The following is a 17,518-nucleotide window of genomic DNA, read 5'->3' as shown; positions in this document are numbered from 1 at the left end:
TCAGGTAAATCACGTTCAGGCCGCATCTAAGGGAGGTGATGTTTACCTCCCTTTAATCATGTAGTTGAATTAAGCAGAACAGGGCAGTGTTAAATCAGGCCAGCCAGCCTTTCACCACCGGCAGCAGCGCCGGAATCTGCGACAGCAGATACAGCACCAGCCCGATGGTGCCGCCCACCAGCGTGCCGTTGATGCGGATAAACTGCAGGTCCTTACCGATGTTCAGCTCGATCTGCTGCGACATATCGCGCGCATCCCAGCTTTTCACCGTGTCGCTGATATGGCGCGTCAGGAACGCCGCGAACTCCGGTGCGACGCTGCGGGCAGCGTCTTCCAGATGCTGATTCATCGAGCTGCGCAGCCCTTCATCGGCGGCGAGGGTTTCGCCCAGCCACAGCGCCGCCTGGCGGACCTTGTCCTGCACTTTTGACGCCTCGCTGTTGAGATCCGCTTTCAGCCAGTCGCGCAGATCGCCCCACAGCTCGCCGATATAGCGGTTCAGCGTGGGATCGTCTTTCAGCCAGCCTTTAATCACCTCGGCGCGTTCCGCCATTTCCGGATCGTTTTTCAGCTTCTCAATCAGGCGATCTACCGCGCGGTTAAAGCCCAGCCGCAGTTCATGGCCCTGATCCAGCGCCACATCATCCAGCAGCGAATCCACCGCATTCGCCACCAGTTCTGCGCTGTGCTCGCCCAGCCACTCGGTCGGTAACATTTTGGCCTTGATGGGATGCTCGCGCTTCAGCCAGCGCACCAGCTGGTTAGCAATAAATTCCCGGGTACTGGGTTTATCCAGCAGCCGCAGCAGCTGATCGACCGCGGCATCCAGCAGCTCCTGATGGCGGTTATTTTTGGTCAGGCTTTCCAGCATCAGCGCGCCGGTCTGGCTGAGATCCACCTTGTCGATTGCCTTGTGCACCGCCCGGCGCATGAAGTGCTGGATGCGTGCGTCATCCGTCAGATCGAGAAAGCCGCGCATCACCTGCAACAGATGACGACCGACCCGATCGGCATTACCGGGCGCGCTCAGCCATGTCGCCAGCATGTGCGACGGATCGTGGCGGCGGATCAGATTCAGCAGCGAATCGGTATCCAGAAATTTTTCCTGCACAAAGCGGCCCAGATTCTCACCGATGCGATCTTTATTACGCGGAATGATGGCCGTATGACGGGCAATAAACGGCACCGGCACGCGGCGAAACAGCGCCACCACCGCAAACCAGTCGGCCAGCGCCCCGACCATCGCAGCTTCGGCAATGGCTTTGATACCGCTGACGTAGAAGTTGGGCGGCAGAAACAGCGTGACAACAAAAGTGATGGTGGCCAGCAGCAGCAGCGAAAGCGCCAGGCGTTTGGTCCGTTTTAGTTCGCGTTGTTTATCCATATCCTGATCTTAGCAGCTTGCCTGCTGAGTAAGTCAACGTTGCCCGATGCAGGCCGAAAAGCGCAGTTAAGTCTGGTACTAAACCGCTCTGTCTTAACATGTCGGGCGATGTGCTGATCAGACTGTTCCTAAAAACTAATAACATTAAAAATTACCACTCTTATAAACAGTTACAGCAGTGTACATTTCGGGAGCAGTCTCCGTACGTTGACGCACCCTATCCATGGAACCAGACCAGGAGAATTCACGTGAAAGCAATCGCAACGGCAACCGCAAGTCTGTTGATGTTAATGAGTGGCATTGGCGCGCACGCAGAAGGGCTGACCACCTCTGCCGATGGAAAAAATCTGACCGTCAGCTTCGGAAAGCCCACCATTAAGCAGGTTCTGCATTACCGTAAAATGTACGACAAAAAACCCTTCCCCGATGCCGAAATTTATTACTACGACAACGGCACCTATAAAATCATCTCGCAGGGGGAAAACCATTACGGCGTGTACGTGATGCAGGGCAAGTTCGATGATGAGACCTTCACGGTGCGCTTTATCTCGCTGCCGTCCACCGACTGGGGCAATAAGACCGCCTTCCATCAGCTGACCTTTGTGCGCGGCGATAAGCAGAACGTGTTTATCCAGAACGCGATTGTCGATACCGGCGAGGCGATTGCCCAGCAGAACGGCACCTACACGCAGGAAAAGAACACCGTCACCAACCCGGTGTCCACCAGCTGGAAACACAAGTAGCGTTAAGGTGGCAGCCAGGTTGCCACCAACCTTTAGCGACGGCGACCGCCAAACAGGCTGCCCAGCACGCCGCGAATAATCTGGTTAGTAATCTGTCGTCCCGCGCTTTTTGCCATGGTTTGCACCACGCCATCCCGCTTGCCGCCGCGCGGACCGGTGCTGCCAAACAGGATGTCTTTTAATCCCCCCAGAATACCGTCGTCGACCGCTATGGCATTGCCTTTGGCTTCGGGCGCACTGGCCTTGTCACTGGCGGCCTGCACGCCCTGTTGCAGACGTTCGTAAGCCGATTCCCGATCGATTTCCGTGTCGTATTTGCCCGACAGCGGAGAATGGTTGATCAGTCCGTTGCGCTCGTCCGTGTTCACCGGCCCCATGCGCGAGCCGGGAGCGATCACCATCGCCCGTTCCACCACCGACGGGCTGCCTTTGGCATCCAGAAAGGAGATCAGCGCTTCGCCGGTGCCCAGCGCCTGGATCGCCTCTACGGTCGTAAAGGCAGGATTGGCGCGCAGGGTTTCGGCGGCGGTTTTCACCGCTTTCTGATCGCGCGGGGTAAAAGCGCGCAGCGCATGCTGTACCCGGTTGCCTAACTGGCCCAGCACCGTATCCGGAATGTCCGCCGGATTCTGCGTCACGAACCAGATCCCTACGCCTTTGGATCGGATCAGGCGGATCACCTGCTCGATCTTCTCCAGCAGCACCGGCGGCGCATCGTTAAACAGCAGGTGCGCCTCGTCAAAGAAGAACACCAGCTTCGGTTTGTCCAGATCGCCCGCTTCCGGCAGGTATTCATACAGCTCTGACAGCATCCACAGCAGGCTGGTCGCATATAGCTTTGGCATCTGATACAGCTTCTCGGCCGACAGGATGTTAATGATGCCCTTGCCGTCGCCGTCGACGCGCATCCAGTCGCTAATTTCCAGCATCGGCTCGCCAAAGAAGTGCTCCGCGCCTTGTTCTTCCAGCGCCAGCAGCCCGCGCTGGATCGCACCCACCGAGGCGCTGTTGATATTGCCGTACTGCGTCTGAAAGCTTTTCGCGTTATCGCCGATGTACTGCGTCATGGCGCGCAGGTCTTTAAAATCCAGCAGCAGCAGGCCCTGATCGTCGGCAATACGGAAGATGATCTGCAGCACGCCGCTCTGTACCTCGTTCAGGTTCAGCAGCCGTGCCAGCATCAGCGGGCCCAGATCCGACACGGTCGTGCGCACCGGATGGCCTTTCTCCGCAAAAATGTCCCACAGCACCACCGGATTGCGCTGCGGTTGCCAGTCGGTCACGCCGATGTTGGCCAGCCGCGCCTGCAGCTTTTCACTGCTCTGGCCTGCCATCGCCACACCGGTCAGATCGCCTTTCACATCCGCCATAAATACCGGCACGCCAATCGACGAAAAGGATTCCGCCAGCTTTTGCAGCGTCACGGTTTTTCCAGTGCCGGTCGCACCGGTGATCAGGCCGTGGCGGTTTGCCATCTGCGGCAGCAAATGCAGTTGAACGTCAGGGGTTTGGGCGATAAGCAGGGGAGCGGTCATAGCGCAGTACTCACAAATAGTCAGTCATGCGTCAAGCATAGCCAGCGGGGCGGCAGCCGTCAGTAAAGATTGCGTGTTGCCGCCCGGAAATTTACTTCTGCACCTCTTCAAAATTCAGCAGCGTCACGCCAATGCCCTGTTGCGCATGCGTTACGTTCTTGCGCAGCGCTACCTGTACCTCGCCCTGCAGCATCACCACGTAAGGCGAGTTCTGCTGAAGCTGCTGTTGCAGCGAGACGTAATCGGCCCGGCGCTTCGCGGCATCGCTTTCTCCGGCGGCTTTGCGGGTCAGGGCGCTCAGCTCCGGAATATCCCACCCCACGCGCCAGGCCAGCGTTTTGCTGCCGTTTGGCACGTTATAAGCGAAGGTGCTGGCGTTAGTGTTCGGATCGATATAGTCCGCGCCCCAGTAGGTAAAAATGGATTCGAACTGACGGCTGCGCATCTTGTTCCACAGCTCCGATTCCGCCACTGGCTGGATATCCAGATTCACCTCGGCTTTGGCAAAGCTCGACTGCAGCGCTTGGGCAATGTCGATATACGGCGGCTGATTCACCACCGACAGCGCGATATGCGCGCCAGGCTTAATGCCGCCTTTGGCTAAGATCGCTTTGGCCTTCTCGACATCGTAGTGGAACGGTTTGGTCTCCAGCGCGCCGTCAAAGCCCTGCGGCAGGAAGCTCTGGTGCACGCGATATTGCCCCTTCAGCAGCTGATTCGCCAGGCTGTCGTAGTCTACCAGCCAGCGCGCCGCCTGCCATAAGGCCGGATTCCCCAGCGCAGGCTGCTGCGTGCTTTTGGTGTTAAAGCCCAGGTAGTAGATCAGGCTGGAAGGAAAGGCCGCGATGTGCACATTGGGATCGCTTTTCAGCGAGGCCAGCTGATCCGGCCCCAACTGGTACGCCGCATCCACATCGCCCTGCTGGATCAACAGCCGACGGGTGCCCGGGTCGGCCACGCCTTTCAGCAGCACCCGTTTCAGGTGCGCTTTCTGGGTGCTGTTGGGATTGGCCTCCAACACCAGCGCCTGCAGGGGCACGAACTGTTTGATCGCATAGGCCGCGCTGCCCGCCGAGTGGGTTTTCAGCCAGCCGTTGCCGAAGTCGTTACTGGCGGCATGCGACTGCGCCAGCTTGCTGTCGACAATGGAGGAGACCGGCGCGGTCAACAGGCGCAGGGCCAGATCCTGACCGATTTGTGCCGGCCAGCGTAGCTCCAGTTGATGATCGTTGATCACGGTGAACTGCTGGTCGATGTTCTCTGGCGTCCAGCCAAATTCACTCAGGATAAACGAGGGCGCTTTGCTCAGCTTCACCGCGCGGGTAAAGGAGAACACCACATCCTGCGCCGTTAACGGATTGCCGCTGGCAAAACGCGCCTGCGGGTTCAGGTCGAACACCAGACTGTTTGGGGTTTTACCCGGCTGCCAGCGCAGCGCCGCCAGCGGGGACAGCTTCTGCGGATCCTGAAGGTCCGGCTCCAGTAACGTCTGGTAGATGTTGCGCAGGCTGCTGTTGCTGACGGTTTCAAAGCTTTCCGCCGGGTCAAAACTGATAATGCCGTCCAGCGGCACGGCGACCACGAACGTATCTTTTGGCGTCGCCGCATGGGCGGCAGAGGAGAGAGCAAGGGCGGTAAGCAGGAGCAGCGGTTTGCGCATGGCGGTTATCCTTAATGATTGATAACCCTACTGTAACCCGCGCCAGAGCAGGTCAAAATGCCGGTTTGTTCTGAGCTATGCCAGTTTCGTCTTAGCTGATAAGCCGCCCGTTAAGGGCGGCTCAGATCGTCAGTGGAAGTTATGAATCACTTCCAGCACGCCGTTGATAATGAACTGCACGCCCATGCACACCAGCAGAAAGCCCATCAGACGCGAGATCGCCTCGATGCCGCCTTTGCCCACCAGACGCATGATCGCCCCTGAACTGCGCAGGGAAATCCATAAAATCACGCTCACCACCAGGAACGTCAGCACTGGCGCGACATTAATAACCCAGGCCGGAAAATCCACCCCGCTGCGCACGGTAGACGCCGAGGAGATAATCATCGCGATCGTCCCCGGCCCGGCGGTGCTGGGCATCGCCAGCGGCACAAAGGCGATGTTCACCGGCTCCTGCGCGGTTTCCAGCTCATCGTGCTTGTGTTTGGCTTCGACCGAATGGCCCACCGGCTTCGCCGGAAACAGCATCCGAAAACCTATAAACGCCACGATCAGTCCGCCCGCGATGCGCAGCCCCGGAATGGAGATGCCGAACGTATGCAGCACCGCGCTGCCCGCGTACCAGGCCACCATCATGATGGCGAACACATAGATGCTCGCCTGCAGGGCCTGACGGTTGCGCTCCCGAAAATTCATCTCACCGGCCAGGCCCAAAAACAGCGCCACGGTGGTGAGCGGGTTGGCGAGCGGCAGGATTACCACCAGTCCCAACCCGACAGCTTTGATTAACTCCAGCATGCCTTATTCCGCTTAGTGTTTAGGCCGTTCCAGTGCTTCCAGCAGCTCCGGGAAGAAGTCTTGCAGGATTTCCGGCGTCATCAGCTCCGGGTACTGCATCAGGTGCTCGCGGATGCGTTCGTTCACGTCCGGGATCAGGCGCTGTGCCGCATCGCTGGCGCTGATTTTATGCTTCTTCATGCTGCGCAGCAGGTCGGCGGGCAGGTTGTCTTCGTCTTCGTTGTCTTCCACCATCTCCAGCGCATCCAGCTCGTCGAACATTTCCATTAACGCTTCGGTTTGCGGCGTGCGGGATTCATATTCGCGCGGGTGTTCTTCGGCCATGTAGCGCAGCATCAGGCGCATCGGTGTGCCATCCGGGGATTTAGGTGGTTCGGCGGCGAACCAGGTCAGCAACTGGTGGATGGTGACCTGATGGACGTGATAACCGTTATCCACCAGTTCGTCGGCCAGCAGCTCAGCGCTTTCGTTTTCAATCAGGCAGATATGCGTGCGGTTGGGATCGTACTCTTCGAGCCACTGGTAGATCTCTTCGATCACCCCGTCGTCGTACTCGAACTTTTTGTTTACATAGCTCCCTTCTGACGCATTTACGCAGGCTGTGATCAGGTCTGGATCGAAGTAAATTGCGATGTTGATACCTTTCATGCGTGCCGTCCTGTTCAAATCCAAAACATCACTATAACGCTCAACGCATTAGGAAGGAAAACTTATGACTTAACGTGTTGCCATACAAGATGATACAGACAGCGGGCGGGGGACTGGCAGGCGGTAAACAGGCGGAAGAGAAGGGCGAAAAACCTGCCAGCGCGGGGCTGGCAGGCGACGGTCAGGAGATAAAGTTTTTACCCTGCTTCAGCACCACATCACAGGCTTTGGTTTTGAGCTTCTCGCCCATCGGCGAGTTGCTGAGGCTTTGCAGGTTCAGCTGCTGGCCATTGCCGGTGTTCAGCAGCCCGGCCACGCCTTGGGTGTAATCCGGTTTCTGCTCCTGCGCAGCGGTGGTATTCAGGCCCAGCTTGCTCAGCACCTGGTCTTTTACCGACTGCACGTTGTTTTTCACCACGTTGTGCTCCACGCAGTACTGCATCACGCCGGCGGCATTGGTCATGCTGTTGGCGCTCATGGCTTTATCGTTGCTGTTCAGCAGGCTGGTAATGGAGGACATCGACAGCCCGCCGTTCTGCTGACCTGCTGCACCGTTGTTTTGCTGGCTGAGCTGGTTGGCGGCACTGCTCAGTTGATCCTGCCAGCTTGCGGCTGACGCATTGCCCGCCAGCAGCAGGGCTGCCAGGGCGCAGGCGATATGGCGCTTTTTCATTTCGACCTCGGTTGGGTTTAGTGCTTCGTGTTGCTAAGAGGCGGTGCGGATGAGAAAGTTCCGACGAAATGGCGAGGGGAAGGCGGTTTGGGAGGATTCTGGCAGCGGCACAGGGCAGGTTTACCGGGTTCCGTGTGTTTTTTCGCCGCTTAGCGCACATCACAGCGGAATAGAGTTGCGCGCCGGGCACGTAACGGTATAATCGCCAACGTTTTCCGCATCCTCTTCAGTGCCGAAGTGGCGAAATCGGTAGACGCAGTTGATTCAAAATCAACCATCGAAAGATGTGCCGGTTCGAGTCCGGCCTTCGGCACCATCGGAACATCAATAGACGTCAACGGACGTCTTTTTTTGTGCCTGAAATCCAGTATCCGCAAGGCTTTCCTCGCTTTTTCACTCAACCTAAGTCAACCTGATTCAATCTACATCAACTTACTGATACGGGTACAACTGCGGGTATATCCCGGTTCGATAATGTTTGTACCCACACAGAACCCTTGAAAGGATACTCATCATGGCTCTGAGTGATGTGAAGGTTCGTTCGGCTAAGCCTGAAGCAAAAGTCTATAAACTTACTGACGGCGACGGTATGGTTTTGCTAGTTCACCCTAACGGCTCCAAATATTGGCGGTTGCGTTATCGTTTTGGCGGTAAGGAGAAAATGCTGGCGCTGGGGAAATATCCTGAAGTTTCGCTGGCGGATGCCAGGGCACGCCGGGATGAAGCCCGTAAGCTGTTAGCAAACAGCGTCGATCCCAGTGAGAACAAGAAAGCCGTTAAGGTAGAGCAGGAGCAAGAGGCAATAACGTTTGAAGTGGTCGCCAGAAACTGGCATGCCAGCAATCAGAAGTGGTCGGTATCGCATAGCGCTCGTGTTTTGAAAAGTCTGGAGGATAATCTCTTTGCTGCCATCGGTAAGCGGAACATTGCGGAACTGAAGACCCGGGATCTGCTTGTACCCATTAAAGCCGTCGAGTCATCCGGGCGACTTGAAGTTGCCGCCCGTTTACAGCAGCGTACTACCGCGATTATGCGCTTTGCCGTTCAGAGCGGCTTAATCGACTACAACCCTGCGCAAGAGATTGCCGGTGCGGTTGCTACGGCGAAAAGACAGCATCGTGCTGCTCTGGAACTTAATCGCATTCCTGAATTGCTTCACCGCATTGATCATTACACTGGTAGGCCATTAACCCGTTTAGCCGTGAAGCTTACATTGCTAGTTTTTATCCGCTCAAGCGAGTTGCGCTTTGCTCGCTGGTCAGAAGTGGATTTTGAAACGGCCATGTGGACGATTCCTGGTGAGCGTGAACCGTTGCAAGGTGTTAAGCATTCTCAACGTGGTTCGAAGATGCGGACTCCACATCTTGTTCCCTTATCGCGTCAGGCCTTAGCTATTCTGGAAAAGATCAAAAGCATGAATGGAAACCGAGAGCTGATCTTCGTTGGCGATCACGATCCGCGTAAGCCGATGAGTGAGAATACGGTGAACAAGGCTTTACGAGTGATGGGTTATGACACGAAAACGGAAGTATGCGGGCATGGTTTCAGGACAATGGCGTGTAGTTCTTTGATTGAATCGGGATTGTGGTCGAGGGATGCAGTAGAGCGTCAGATGAGTCATCAGGAACGTAACTCTGTTCGGGCGGCCTATATCCATAAGGCGGAACATCTGGGAGAGAGGAGGCTGATGCTGCAGTGGTGGGCGGATTATCTGGATGCTAATCGGGAGAAGGGGGTTAGTCCGTTTGATTTTTCGAAGATTGATAGAGTGAATCGACAGAGCGATAGTTCCGCTCTGTAAAATTTACTTCGTAAAGTTGGAAAGCTAAATAAAAGGACGCCTGGCCGTAAAGATGGCTAAGCGTCTTTTAATCCTGGGATTGATAAAGATCGATATTGTGCGATATCGATCCTTACCTCACTTTTTATTATTTTATTACAGTAACTTGTGGTCATATGCGGTGTGGCTCAGACATGAAGTCATTTTTTAGAACAATTGATAATTCAGGCCAAAATCTAACTATGAAAAATGGAATAATTCAGTTTTTCAACGTTACTGCTCCAAAATATCGATTGCTGAAGGGCTCGTGTTTCGATAAAGCAAGATGCAAGAGTTTGTAATCCTGTACCACCAGTGCGGCCTGACATTAGCAACACAGTAAATTCTATTGCTGACTCCCCCTTACCAATCCTAAGCGGAAGGCAATCCAAGCTTGTCGAAAAATGCCCGGTTACGCTCTCTAGCCGCTTTTACTAATTGGTCAAAACTAATCACTTCAATATAGGCATGGGAAGGTTCGTTATAACCGAAATAGCCCATCCCATCAGATGTGATCCGCAGATTGGCTCGACGACAGCGCCGGTGCATGGATTCAGTAAGGTCACAAAGTACATAACAATAGCCCGGTATATCATTATTTCCCGGAATTGGGCGACCGGATTTTGTAGTTACTTTACCCTCGCGTATCCGCTCTAAATAACTGAGCGCCTGATCAATAGGGTCTTTATCTTCACCTTCTCGCATATCATTACGCATGGGGCGTTTAATTTCGATAACTGTGATGGCGGCAAGTGGAAAGCTGATCTGGTCGTTAACAAGAAGTGGATTATCAAATACTCTAAGGCTGAGTAAGTCTGGCTCTTTGGTTGATTCATTACCAGTGATTGGCATAGAATTGAGCGTTTTATCAGCAGCCAAATAGTTATGAAATGCCAAGCGCTCATCGATTAGCCAAAGGTTACAAGAGTCTAGGAAAACCTCGACGGAATCCTTGCGCATAGGCATGATTAGTTCGTGAATCATATCTTCACGGGCGTACTTTCCGTCCTCTAGTCGTTCAATAGATTTTTGTAACAGGTCGATAATAACCTTGCGGTGTGAAACGTAATTGGCAAGATCTGATTTTTTAATGTCTCCTGCTTTGCGTAGGTAGTCGCCTAACCGTTCTTTATATTCTTCTACATGCTCCTTATTCTGAGGCAGCATGATGTCATGGCCTTCGCTCACCAACTGACGCTCCACCTCATACCACTGAGCATGCAGATGTAACTCCAGCTCTTTGTCTGATTTTTCCGGGTCAACGATCAAAAATTCTTCTGCAACATAATTGGCAATGGGGCGATAGCGTGGAGCATGATTGTTGATAAAATCATCCACTCGTCTGCGGCCAGCCGACACGTTTTCTGCCAGAACATCTTGCAGGTACTCTTTGGTACGAATCAACACGGCTTCTCTAATGTCTTTAAAGCTTACTTCGTTGAGCATGTCCTCAACATCTTCAGCAATATCAAACGAGGTACGCTCACTACGCACATGTTGGTTCAGGTAGTCGGAGGATATGTAGCATGTATAAGTAAACTCACCGGAAACGTCAGAAATTTTTCCGTACAGTCCAGGAATTTTTCCTTGAATGGACTCTTCTTTAACCAGCCGATTAGCTGCGCAGAGTGCCAGTTGGTGTTTTTTATTAACGGATGCACGAAATTTGATATGAGTTAATTCGAACTGGTGACCACGAATTGTTATTGTTTCGAGAAAGGCGCTGGCATGCATATGCTCTTGGAGCAAAAGATCTAGGTCAAACACTTCGTCCGCGTCTTCTAGAAGTATCTTAGGTGCGCTTCCTTGTCGTACGAAATACCATAGAACATGTTCCAGCAACTGATTGGCTATGGACTGGCCTTTTGCAGGAACCTGCTTTCGAAAGTTTTCATCAAAATCAAGCAGTTTTATAATAGTGCCTGGTTTTTGGTATGTGGCTTCTAAAACCTTTTCACCGTGGACTCCCGATTTATCGTCGAAGCGGAATATGCGTTTTTTAAGCTCACCATCAACATCGAAAAAGTGGCTTTCCACTTCGACCAGACCAAACACTTTGAGCCACATCAGGCGGCCAACACCCCTGCACCCTTTATCAATTTTGTGGTCAGAATCTAGGGTTTCAAATGACTTAAAGTTGGCTTCGTCAAAACCACAGCCATTATCAATTATAGTGAAGCCGATGATTGGTGATTGTGATTTTGCGTCTAAATCTAGACTGCCTTGAGTGGTGCGATTAATGCGAAGAACAATCTTTCCGTCAGTGGTGTTAGGAGTCTCCTCAATAGAATGAATGGAGTTTACCACCGCCTCAAATACTGGCATTAGGCCGTGACTCTTAGGTAATGAAGTATTTCGTAAGCGGCCTTTTAAATTTGTTTGTAGGCTCACGGCGCAGCCTCCTCATTTTCATCGCTATTATCGAGAAACTTGTGCAGTTGCTTTAACTTGAGTAAGAGCTCATCAAATGTGGTGATTTGTACGTTCTTCGAATTACGTCGGTACATCTCAAAAGACTTCTTCTCGTCTTCATCACTTGGTATCTTACCAATTACTAAAATACAGTGAACAGCATATGATTCAATGTCATAAATTCGATTGTTATTTTTAATCATAGCGATATTTTGCTGAAGCTGATAACACTGATCGAGTATTTGTGTTACAGAGCCTGTAAGTTCTGTGGAAGCGCAGTATACTGAGCCTCGATAGGGCGTTTTGTTCAGTAAGGCAGAAGAAGGTTTTTTAATTTCAATTAAAGCTAAGTTGTTCGTGATACCATTTTTTATTAGATAGTCCGTTATTTTTTCGCCATCCCCCGTCAAGCGTTTGCCGCCAACACTTGCTTGGTCTGATATTTTTATTGCCGGGTAGCCGAAGGCAAGACTCAAGATAAATGGGTTCTGATTGAATAGTTTCTGCCAGGTATCTTCTTTAGTCTTTGTGTTTAGCAAGCCTTCATAAGAATCAATCAAACGCTCTAATGAGACCAACTCGATATCATTTTTCAACTTGGCCAAGGTGAGTGAGTCGGTTTGTTTTACCACTGATTTGTCTTCCGTGACTAGGCTCATAGCTGCTTGTTTATCAGTATCCGTTATCTTGATCCGAAGCATCTTGCTAATGGTGTCATTATCTGTAGGCAGTCGTTTTTGTTCGTTTCCCAAACGATGGGCGATATGGTTGTAAGCGGCTGTTGCTTTTGTAATACGGGCAACTTTCCTTGCTCTTTCTGTAATGCGGTTACAAGCACGGCGCATTTCATCATAATCATTTAAATTAAGAACAAAACATTCATCATCAGTATCGCCCGTTTCCGCCATATTAATCAGAAGGCATTGGCGAACCGTATGCTCTTCAATAGCTGAAATTATCGCACGATATTCTTTTGTCAATCCTAGGCCATAGCGAATGTCTTTGATAAAACCTGCTGGTAGAAGTTGTAAGCATTCAGATACCTCGCCCTTTGTATAGGGTGCAGAGTCAAGGTTAACTTCGATACCAATTTCATTTATTTGGTCATACTTCTGGCTCAAGTAGTTAGGATGGGTAGCTAGAGTATATATGGGGAAAACCGAGATAAATCCATCCTGACCGCTAAATAGAGCAATCTTTCTTTTATACTTACTGGGATCAGCCGAATCTATTCCTGCTTCTTCAAGCTCACTTATACTCGGAAGATAGAATACTTCCGTGCAGTTAGGGAATACTTCTTCAATCTCAATATTCAGATCTTCAGGGCTGAAATATTCAGGTAATAGCTTGGCCATATTCTCTCCTTAGAACTCGCCTTTGAAAGCAGAATCTAGAATTGATGCTTTTAAGCTTGTTAAATAAACCAATTTGCCCTCTAGTTCAATACTTGCTTCGTTAGTTTTCTCAACTAAAGCATCAAGAGATTCACATATAGATACTTGTTCATCTAATGACGGCAAATGGAACGCAAAGTTAAATAAATGGTTGCGGTTGACTTTTGGCATTCCGGCTCGACTGGAGCCTTCTATTGCATATTGAGTAAATTGTTCAGATAGCAGAAGATAGAACAAAAAATCTCTCGTCATCTTTTCCCTAACAGGTGTGAGCGGATAAATATCTGCACTACAAATACCTGATATCATTGGTCTAGCGACTTTCATTAAATAAGGTCGAATCTTGCTATACAAAACCATACTTGTATCAAAAGGAAATTTCCCTGAAATCAGTTGCTCTTCTCTTGCTGTTTTTACGTTTATTAGTGAGCCGCTAAACTGTGTGATGTTAGCCCCACCAATATGGAACATATCTAAGTACTGTTCTTCCCTTGGGTCACATAGTTTTGAGGTAATCTGGCAAACATCATTCATTCTAACCCACTCCCAATTCTCACGTGGGGTCAGCATTGAATTCAAAGAGCTTTTCAACAGAGCATCAGCCAGAGTGATACTTTCCTGCAAATTCTCGATGGCGGTGTCGATACGGTTGAGTAGAGCATCGAGTTTTTCGGTGAGACGCTTTTGCTCAACTATTGGTGGCGTGGGAATTTTGATGTCACGAACATACGCTTGGCTAATGTTTGGCTGTGCTCCACCAAAACTATCCTCGATAATCTTTTTCCGTTGTGAAAGTAGGTAATAACGTAAGAAGTCTCTTTCTAACAACTTATCATCTGGGCTTATGCAACATACTGCTTGATTTGTGGCTGCAGGGTAAGCCAGAATCCCAAGCTTTCCAGCTGTGGCACCATATAGGGCAATAAGCAAACTTTCTTTTGGGAACAATTTTGCTGAAGAATTCTTTAACCCTAACTCTGTTATAAATTCTTCGTTTCTTTCAACTCTACTGTCACCTAGTTCTCCAGACTTAACCCATGGTATAGTTCCACCCCAGTAATCTTTATTTGAACGTGATGGCGTTCCTCCGCTGGTAGTTTTTGCTAATTCAGATAACCTTTTCCAGGCCCATCCATCAGGCAGTTGATATAAAACTTGCTCCATAATTACTTCTCCGCCAACAGGTTTTCAATTTCATCCAACAGGCCAGATACCAGCTTTTCCTTGGTGCGGATCTTTTTGAGGATGTCATGTGGTGCTAAGTGCTCAGCATCTTTCTGTTTGGCTGGATTTTTTGCAGATAGGTCATAATCTTCGGCCAACTTGCTGGCTGAAACTGTCCATGAACGCTTAGTGGTTTCACGGTTGTTATACAGATCAACAAACTCCTTCAGGTGATCATCTGTTATTGGTTTATTTTTGGTGAGTTTTTGTTCTGGCTCACATTCGTAGTACCAAACATCACTGGTACCGCCGCTTCGTTCAAAAAATAGCACGTTGGTTTTTACGCCGGAATAAGGCAAAAACACCCCAGCAGGTAAGCTTAAAATGGTGTGCAGGTTAAAGTTTTCCAGCAACTCTTGTTTAACCTGTTTAAAAGCGCTGTTGGTCTGGAATAGCACACCTTCTGGCACCACAATCGCTGCTTTGCCTCCACTTTTCAGGGTTTTCATAAAGTGCTGTAAAAACAGCAACTCAGTGGCGTTGCTCTGGATGGGAAAGTTTTGCTGAATTTGTGACTTTTCTTTGCCGCCAAACGGCGGGTTTGCCAGAATAATGTTGTAACGGTCTTTTTCCTGAATATCGCGAATATTCTGGGTCAGGGTATTACCGCGGAACAAATTGGGCGACTCGATACCATGCAGGATCATGTTCATCATACCCATGACATAAGCCAGCGAGGTTTTTTCATAGCCGAAGAAAGTATCACGCTGAATGAAATCCCATTGCTCGGTGGAAAGTTCATTCTTTTTGCTCTTCAGGTGCTCAAAGGCTTCAACCAAAAAACCGCATGAACCTGCCGCCGCGTCGTAAATGCTCTCACCGGGCTTGGGGTCTATCACTTGCACCATAGCTCGCACTACAGGGCGAGGGGTGTAAAACTCACCCGCATAGCCACCAGCATCGCCCATGTTTTGCAATAAGCCTTCGTAGACCAATGAGAGCTCGAATAAATCGGACTCAGACTGGAAGTTCAGACTATCCACAATATCCAGCACTTCGCGCAGGGTATGACCAGAGGCCACTTTGTTATCCAGATATTGAAATATCGCGCCAATTTTGTAGGTGAAGGATTTTGGGTTTACGCCATTTACTATTACGTTGGCGAAGCTTTTCAGGTAAGGGAAAAGCTGACTGTTCACATAATCGGTCAGGTCATCTCCTGTTTTAGCTCGCGCCAAATCCAGCTTACCATCGGCAGTTTTTGGGCAAGCCCAGGTTGTCCAGCGGTGTTCCTTATCCAGTACGGGTTGATAGTCTTTGCCGGACAATACTGCTTCGTCTTCTTTTTCGGACTCGTAATCATCGAGAAACTTCAGGAACAATACCCAAGAGGTTTGTTCTGTGTAATGCATGGCACCGCTGATACCATCGTCACGGCGCAGAATGTCGGTAATGCGGCTAATTTTTTGTTGTAGTGACATGCTTAGAGTTTTCCGATAATAAAATTGTACATATTAGTGATGTCTTCGCTGATTTCGTCAGGCGGAATCAGGTCGATATAGGCTTGTAGTTTTTCAGGATTTAAACCTTCGCCGTCGGTATTAATTAGCGGGTTGATGACATCTTTAACATTCAGTCTGCGAATATCTTCATTATCACTAGGATTGTTGGGCTGTAGATGATTACGCTGAGCAATATCACCATTATTAATCTGACCGAGAAGATGGTGATGCGCCAAAGCTGTGTATGAGAGTAAGTAGTTTTTGATTTCTCTACGTTTCCACGCAAGTAAATATGGTGTCACCCTCATACCGTGCGGCCACTGAACGGCATTGAGCAAGTTACGGTACACCTGCCCGTTCACTTGTACACCATTGGCCGCGCTCCAATCTAATACTGCTTCATCCCGATCGCATATCATAAATATTTTGGTTGTGAGCAGAGGAGACTCTATCTTGCTGAGACTATGTAGCCAATCGATCTTACCTTTGCCAAAGGTCTCGCTTGCCGTTGTATAGCTCGAAGACTTTTTCATGGCATATACAGTGGATAGCCGGTCTACATCTAAACCTGCATGTGCTGCAAGTTTGGTAAAGATAACCCAGTCGTTGTAGTCATCTAACAACGCTATATTTGGTAGTTTGCCGCATACCTCAAACTCAACGGATTTTGCGCGTGAAAGTACACTCAGGCGATTGATCAACTGTTTAATCTTGTTGTCTTCGCTGATCCGCCCTTTTTCCACGACTTTCAGGTTTTCGATACGATTCTCTTTGGCCGAAATGGAGTCGAGAAGGTGTGTGGTAGTGATGGCGTGCCCTTTTATGCCGTGCAGCAGAGTCCAAAGTTTTTCAACGTTTTTATAGTGAAGATGAGAGTCTGCCTCATCGAATAAGAACAGGGTGCTGTCAGAGTCGAAAAGGTCAATTAGCGCATACAGGAACAGGAGCTGGTATTCACCATCGCTGAGCTGATCCAGCTCGATATTGCCTTTGAATACCAGCTTGCAACGAGACTTATCTATAAAGTAGTTGTTATCAGCGGCTTGTGTAAAAAAGGCCACTTCCGGGTCCCAGCTGGTAGCTTGGGCGTTAAGCGCACCGGCTTCGTCATCGCCAGCCTGAACTCGCCTAGGGTAGTCGAAAGAAACCTGGATTAACCCATTGGCTGTGATATTGATGCTTTGCTTTCTAATGGGCTCTTCGAACTCATAGTTACGGGAAATCAGGTTTGTAATAAAGCTTTCCAGTGAACGAAAGTATGGCGTTGCACGTAGTGTGTCCGCTTCTCCACGTTCTTCACGGCTAAGTGCATCTTGCACACGTGCGATGTAGTTTTTATCAACCTTAAAAGTGCATTTCAAGATTGTGCTTAGATCGTCTTTTTCTCGATCACTTCCTTCATTAATCTCAGTCTCAACTACATAATTGCGCTCAGCCAAAAAAGCCCGAACTTTTCCTTTACGCTTGATCGCGGTAGCTAAAAAAATTAACAATTTTGACCAAGACTTATCATAGTAAAAACACTCAAGGCTCAATCCTCGACCGGCTTTCCGCTCTCTATTTAGATAGGTACTGAACTTTGCTGAGTAGTTCTCGTTCTGTCCGGAGGAGAAGCACACGACCTTGAGATTTTCATGGTCTGTTCCTGCTAATCGTTGTTCAAATACTGACTGTAAAATACTGGATTTACCAGAGCCGTTCTCGCCAATCAGCGTCGCGATTTTATCAATACGGAGAGTCTGTGCATGTTGGTGCAATGGGTTTGGGGCTAAGTTCAGTTCCATTA

13 protein-coding genes and 1 tRNA gene are annotated in these 17,518 nt (G+C 50.1%); 3 read left to right on the top strand and 11 right to left on the bottom strand.

The window, feature by feature from the left end:
- Positions 1–94: 94 nt before the first annotated feature.
- Positions 95–1,384 (bottom strand): DUF445 domain-containing protein, encoded by a 1,290-nt coding sequence (locus tag RAC60_RS05190; protein ID WP_375092839.1) that lies wholly within the window; start codon positions 1,382–1,384, stop codon positions 95–97.
- 248 nt (positions 1,385–1,632) lie between these two features.
- Here RAC60_RS05190 and RAC60_RS05185 point away from each other — a divergent pair, with 248 nt between their 5' ends.
- Complete coding sequence (locus RAC60_RS05185; protein WP_006121814.1) at positions 1,633–2,127, top strand: hypothetical protein; 495 nt, start codon at positions 1,633–1,635, stop codon at positions 2,125–2,127.
- Between the two features lie 32 nt (positions 2,128–2,159).
- Here the strand turns inward: RAC60_RS05185 and RAC60_RS05180 are convergent, their stop codons facing one another.
- The 5 genes from RAC60_RS05180 to RAC60_RS05160 all read right to left on the bottom strand — a co-directional run bounded on the left by RAC60_RS05180 (position 2,160) and on the right by RAC60_RS05160 (position 7,441).
- Positions 2,160–3,662, bottom strand: coding sequence for a helicase HerA-like C-terminal domain-containing protein (locus tag RAC60_RS05180; RefSeq protein ID WP_058707954.1), 1,503 nt, complete (start codon positions 3,660–3,662; stop codon positions 2,160–2,162).
- 91 nt (positions 3,663–3,753) lie between these two features.
- Positions 3,754–5,322 (bottom strand): ABC transporter substrate-binding protein, encoded by a 1,569-nt coding sequence (locus RAC60_RS05175; RefSeq protein WP_058707955.1) that lies wholly within the window; start codon positions 5,320–5,322, stop codon positions 3,754–3,756.
- A 129-nt stretch (positions 5,323–5,451) separates the two neighbouring features.
- Entirely contained in the window at positions 5,452–6,120 is a 669-nt protein-coding gene (locus RAC60_RS05170; protein WP_039338855.1) for a MarC family NAAT transporter, read from the bottom strand.
- A 12-nt stretch (positions 6,121–6,132) separates the two neighbouring features.
- A complete protein-coding gene (locus RAC60_RS05165; RefSeq protein ID WP_006121820.1) occupies positions 6,133–6,768 on the bottom strand; it encodes a hypothetical protein in 636 nt (211 codons plus the stop codon).
- A gap of 181 nt (positions 6,769–6,949) precedes the next feature.
- The gene (locus tag RAC60_RS05160; RefSeq protein WP_006121821.1) at positions 6,950–7,441 is read right to left on the bottom strand and encodes a DUF2501 domain-containing protein; all 492 of its coding nucleotides are present in this window, start codon (positions 7,439–7,441) and stop codon (positions 6,950–6,952) included.
- Positions 7,442–7,672: 231 nt separating this feature from the next.
- Here RAC60_RS05160 and RAC60_RS05155 point away from each other — a divergent pair.
- Positions 7,673–7,757 (top strand) — tRNA-Leu (locus RAC60_RS05155).
- A gap of 198 nt (positions 7,758–7,955) precedes the next feature.
- A complete protein-coding gene (locus RAC60_RS05150) occupies positions 7,956–9,242 on the top strand; it encodes a tyrosine-type recombinase/integrase (RefSeq protein ID WP_375092835.1) in 1,287 nt (428 codons plus the stop codon).
- 390 nt (positions 9,243–9,632) lie between these two features.
- Here RAC60_RS05150 and RAC60_RS05145 read toward each other — a convergent pair whose 3' ends face one another.
- From RAC60_RS05145 to RAC60_RS05125, 5 genes are read right to left on the bottom strand one after another with little or no spacing between them, the layout of a single operon-like run.
- A complete protein-coding gene (locus tag RAC60_RS05145) occupies positions 9,633–11,651 on the bottom strand; it encodes an ATP-binding protein (protein ID WP_262789244.1) in 2,019 nt (672 codons plus the stop codon).
- On the bottom strand, positions 11,648–13,027 hold the full coding sequence (locus RAC60_RS05140) for a Shedu immune nuclease family protein (protein WP_262789243.1): 1,380 nt from the start codon (positions 13,025–13,027) through the stop codon (positions 11,648–11,650). The genes RAC60_RS05145 and RAC60_RS05140 overlap by 4 nt, the downstream gene beginning before the upstream one ends.
- A 9-nt stretch (positions 13,028–13,036) precedes the next feature.
- Entirely contained in the window at positions 13,037–14,230 is a 1,194-nt protein-coding gene (locus tag RAC60_RS05135; RefSeq protein ID WP_262789242.1) for a restriction endonuclease subunit S, read from the bottom strand.
- 2 nt (positions 14,231–14,232) lie between these two features.
- Positions 14,233–15,711 carry a type I restriction-modification system subunit M gene (locus RAC60_RS05130; RefSeq protein ID WP_262789241.1) on the bottom strand — a complete coding sequence of 493 codons (1,479 nt, stop codon included), beginning with the start codon at positions 15,709–15,711 and terminating at the stop codon, positions 14,233–14,235.
- Between the two features lie 2 nt (positions 15,712–15,713).
- Complete coding sequence (locus RAC60_RS05125) at positions 15,714–17,516, bottom strand: AAA family ATPase (RefSeq protein WP_375092831.1); 1,803 nt, start codon at positions 17,514–17,516, stop codon at positions 15,714–15,716.
- Positions 17,517–17,518 lie beyond the last annotated feature (2 nt).

Source organism: Pantoea sp. BR_17 (genome assembly GCF_041955125.1).
In the GTDB taxonomy this organism is placed as follows: Bacteria; Pseudomonadota; Gammaproteobacteria; order Enterobacterales; family Enterobacteriaceae; genus Pantoea; species Pantoea stewartii.
This window is presented reverse-complemented; position numbering and strand designations above follow the sequence as displayed.

Excerpts from the sequence above, each read along its gene's own strand:
- RAC60_RS05190 (WP_375092839.1), bottom strand. The coding sequence starts at position 1,384 with ATGGATAAACAACGCGAACTAAAACGGACCAAACGCCTGGCGCTTTCG.
- RAC60_RS05180 (WP_058707954.1), bottom strand. The coding sequence starts at position 3,662 with ATGACCGCTCCCCTGCTTATCGCCCAAACCCCTGACGTTCAACTGCAT.
- RAC60_RS05175 (WP_058707955.1), bottom strand. The coding sequence starts at position 5,322 with ATGCGCAAACCGCTGCTCCTGCTTACCGCCCTTGCTCTCTCCTCTGCC.
- RAC60_RS05170 (WP_039338855.1), bottom strand. The coding sequence starts at position 6,120 with ATGCTGGAGTTAATCAAAGCTGTCGGGTTGGGACTGGTGGTAATCCTG.
- RAC60_RS05165 (WP_006121820.1), bottom strand. The coding sequence starts at position 6,768 with ATGAAAGGTATCAACATCGCAATTTACTTCGATCCAGACCTGATCACA.
- RAC60_RS05160 (WP_006121821.1), bottom strand. The coding sequence starts at position 7,441 with ATGAAAAAGCGCCATATCGCCTGCGCCCTGGCAGCCCTGCTGCTGGCG.
- RAC60_RS05150 (WP_375092835.1), top strand. The coding sequence starts at position 7,956 with ATGGCTCTGAGTGATGTGAAGGTTCGTTCGGCTAAGCCTGAAGCAAAA.
- RAC60_RS05140 (WP_262789243.1), bottom strand. The coding sequence starts at position 13,027 with ATGGCCAAGCTATTACCTGAATATTTCAGCCCTGAAGATCTGAATATT.
- RAC60_RS05135 (WP_262789242.1), bottom strand. The coding sequence starts at position 14,230 with ATGGAGCAAGTTTTATATCAACTGCCTGATGGATGGGCCTGGAAAAGG.
- RAC60_RS05130 (WP_262789241.1), bottom strand. The coding sequence starts at position 15,711 with ATGTCACTACAACAAAAAATTAGCCGCATTACCGACATTCTGCGCCGT.
- RAC60_RS05125 (WP_375092831.1), bottom strand. The coding sequence starts at position 17,516 with ATGGAACTGAACTTAGCCCCAAACCCATTGCACCAACATGCACAGACT.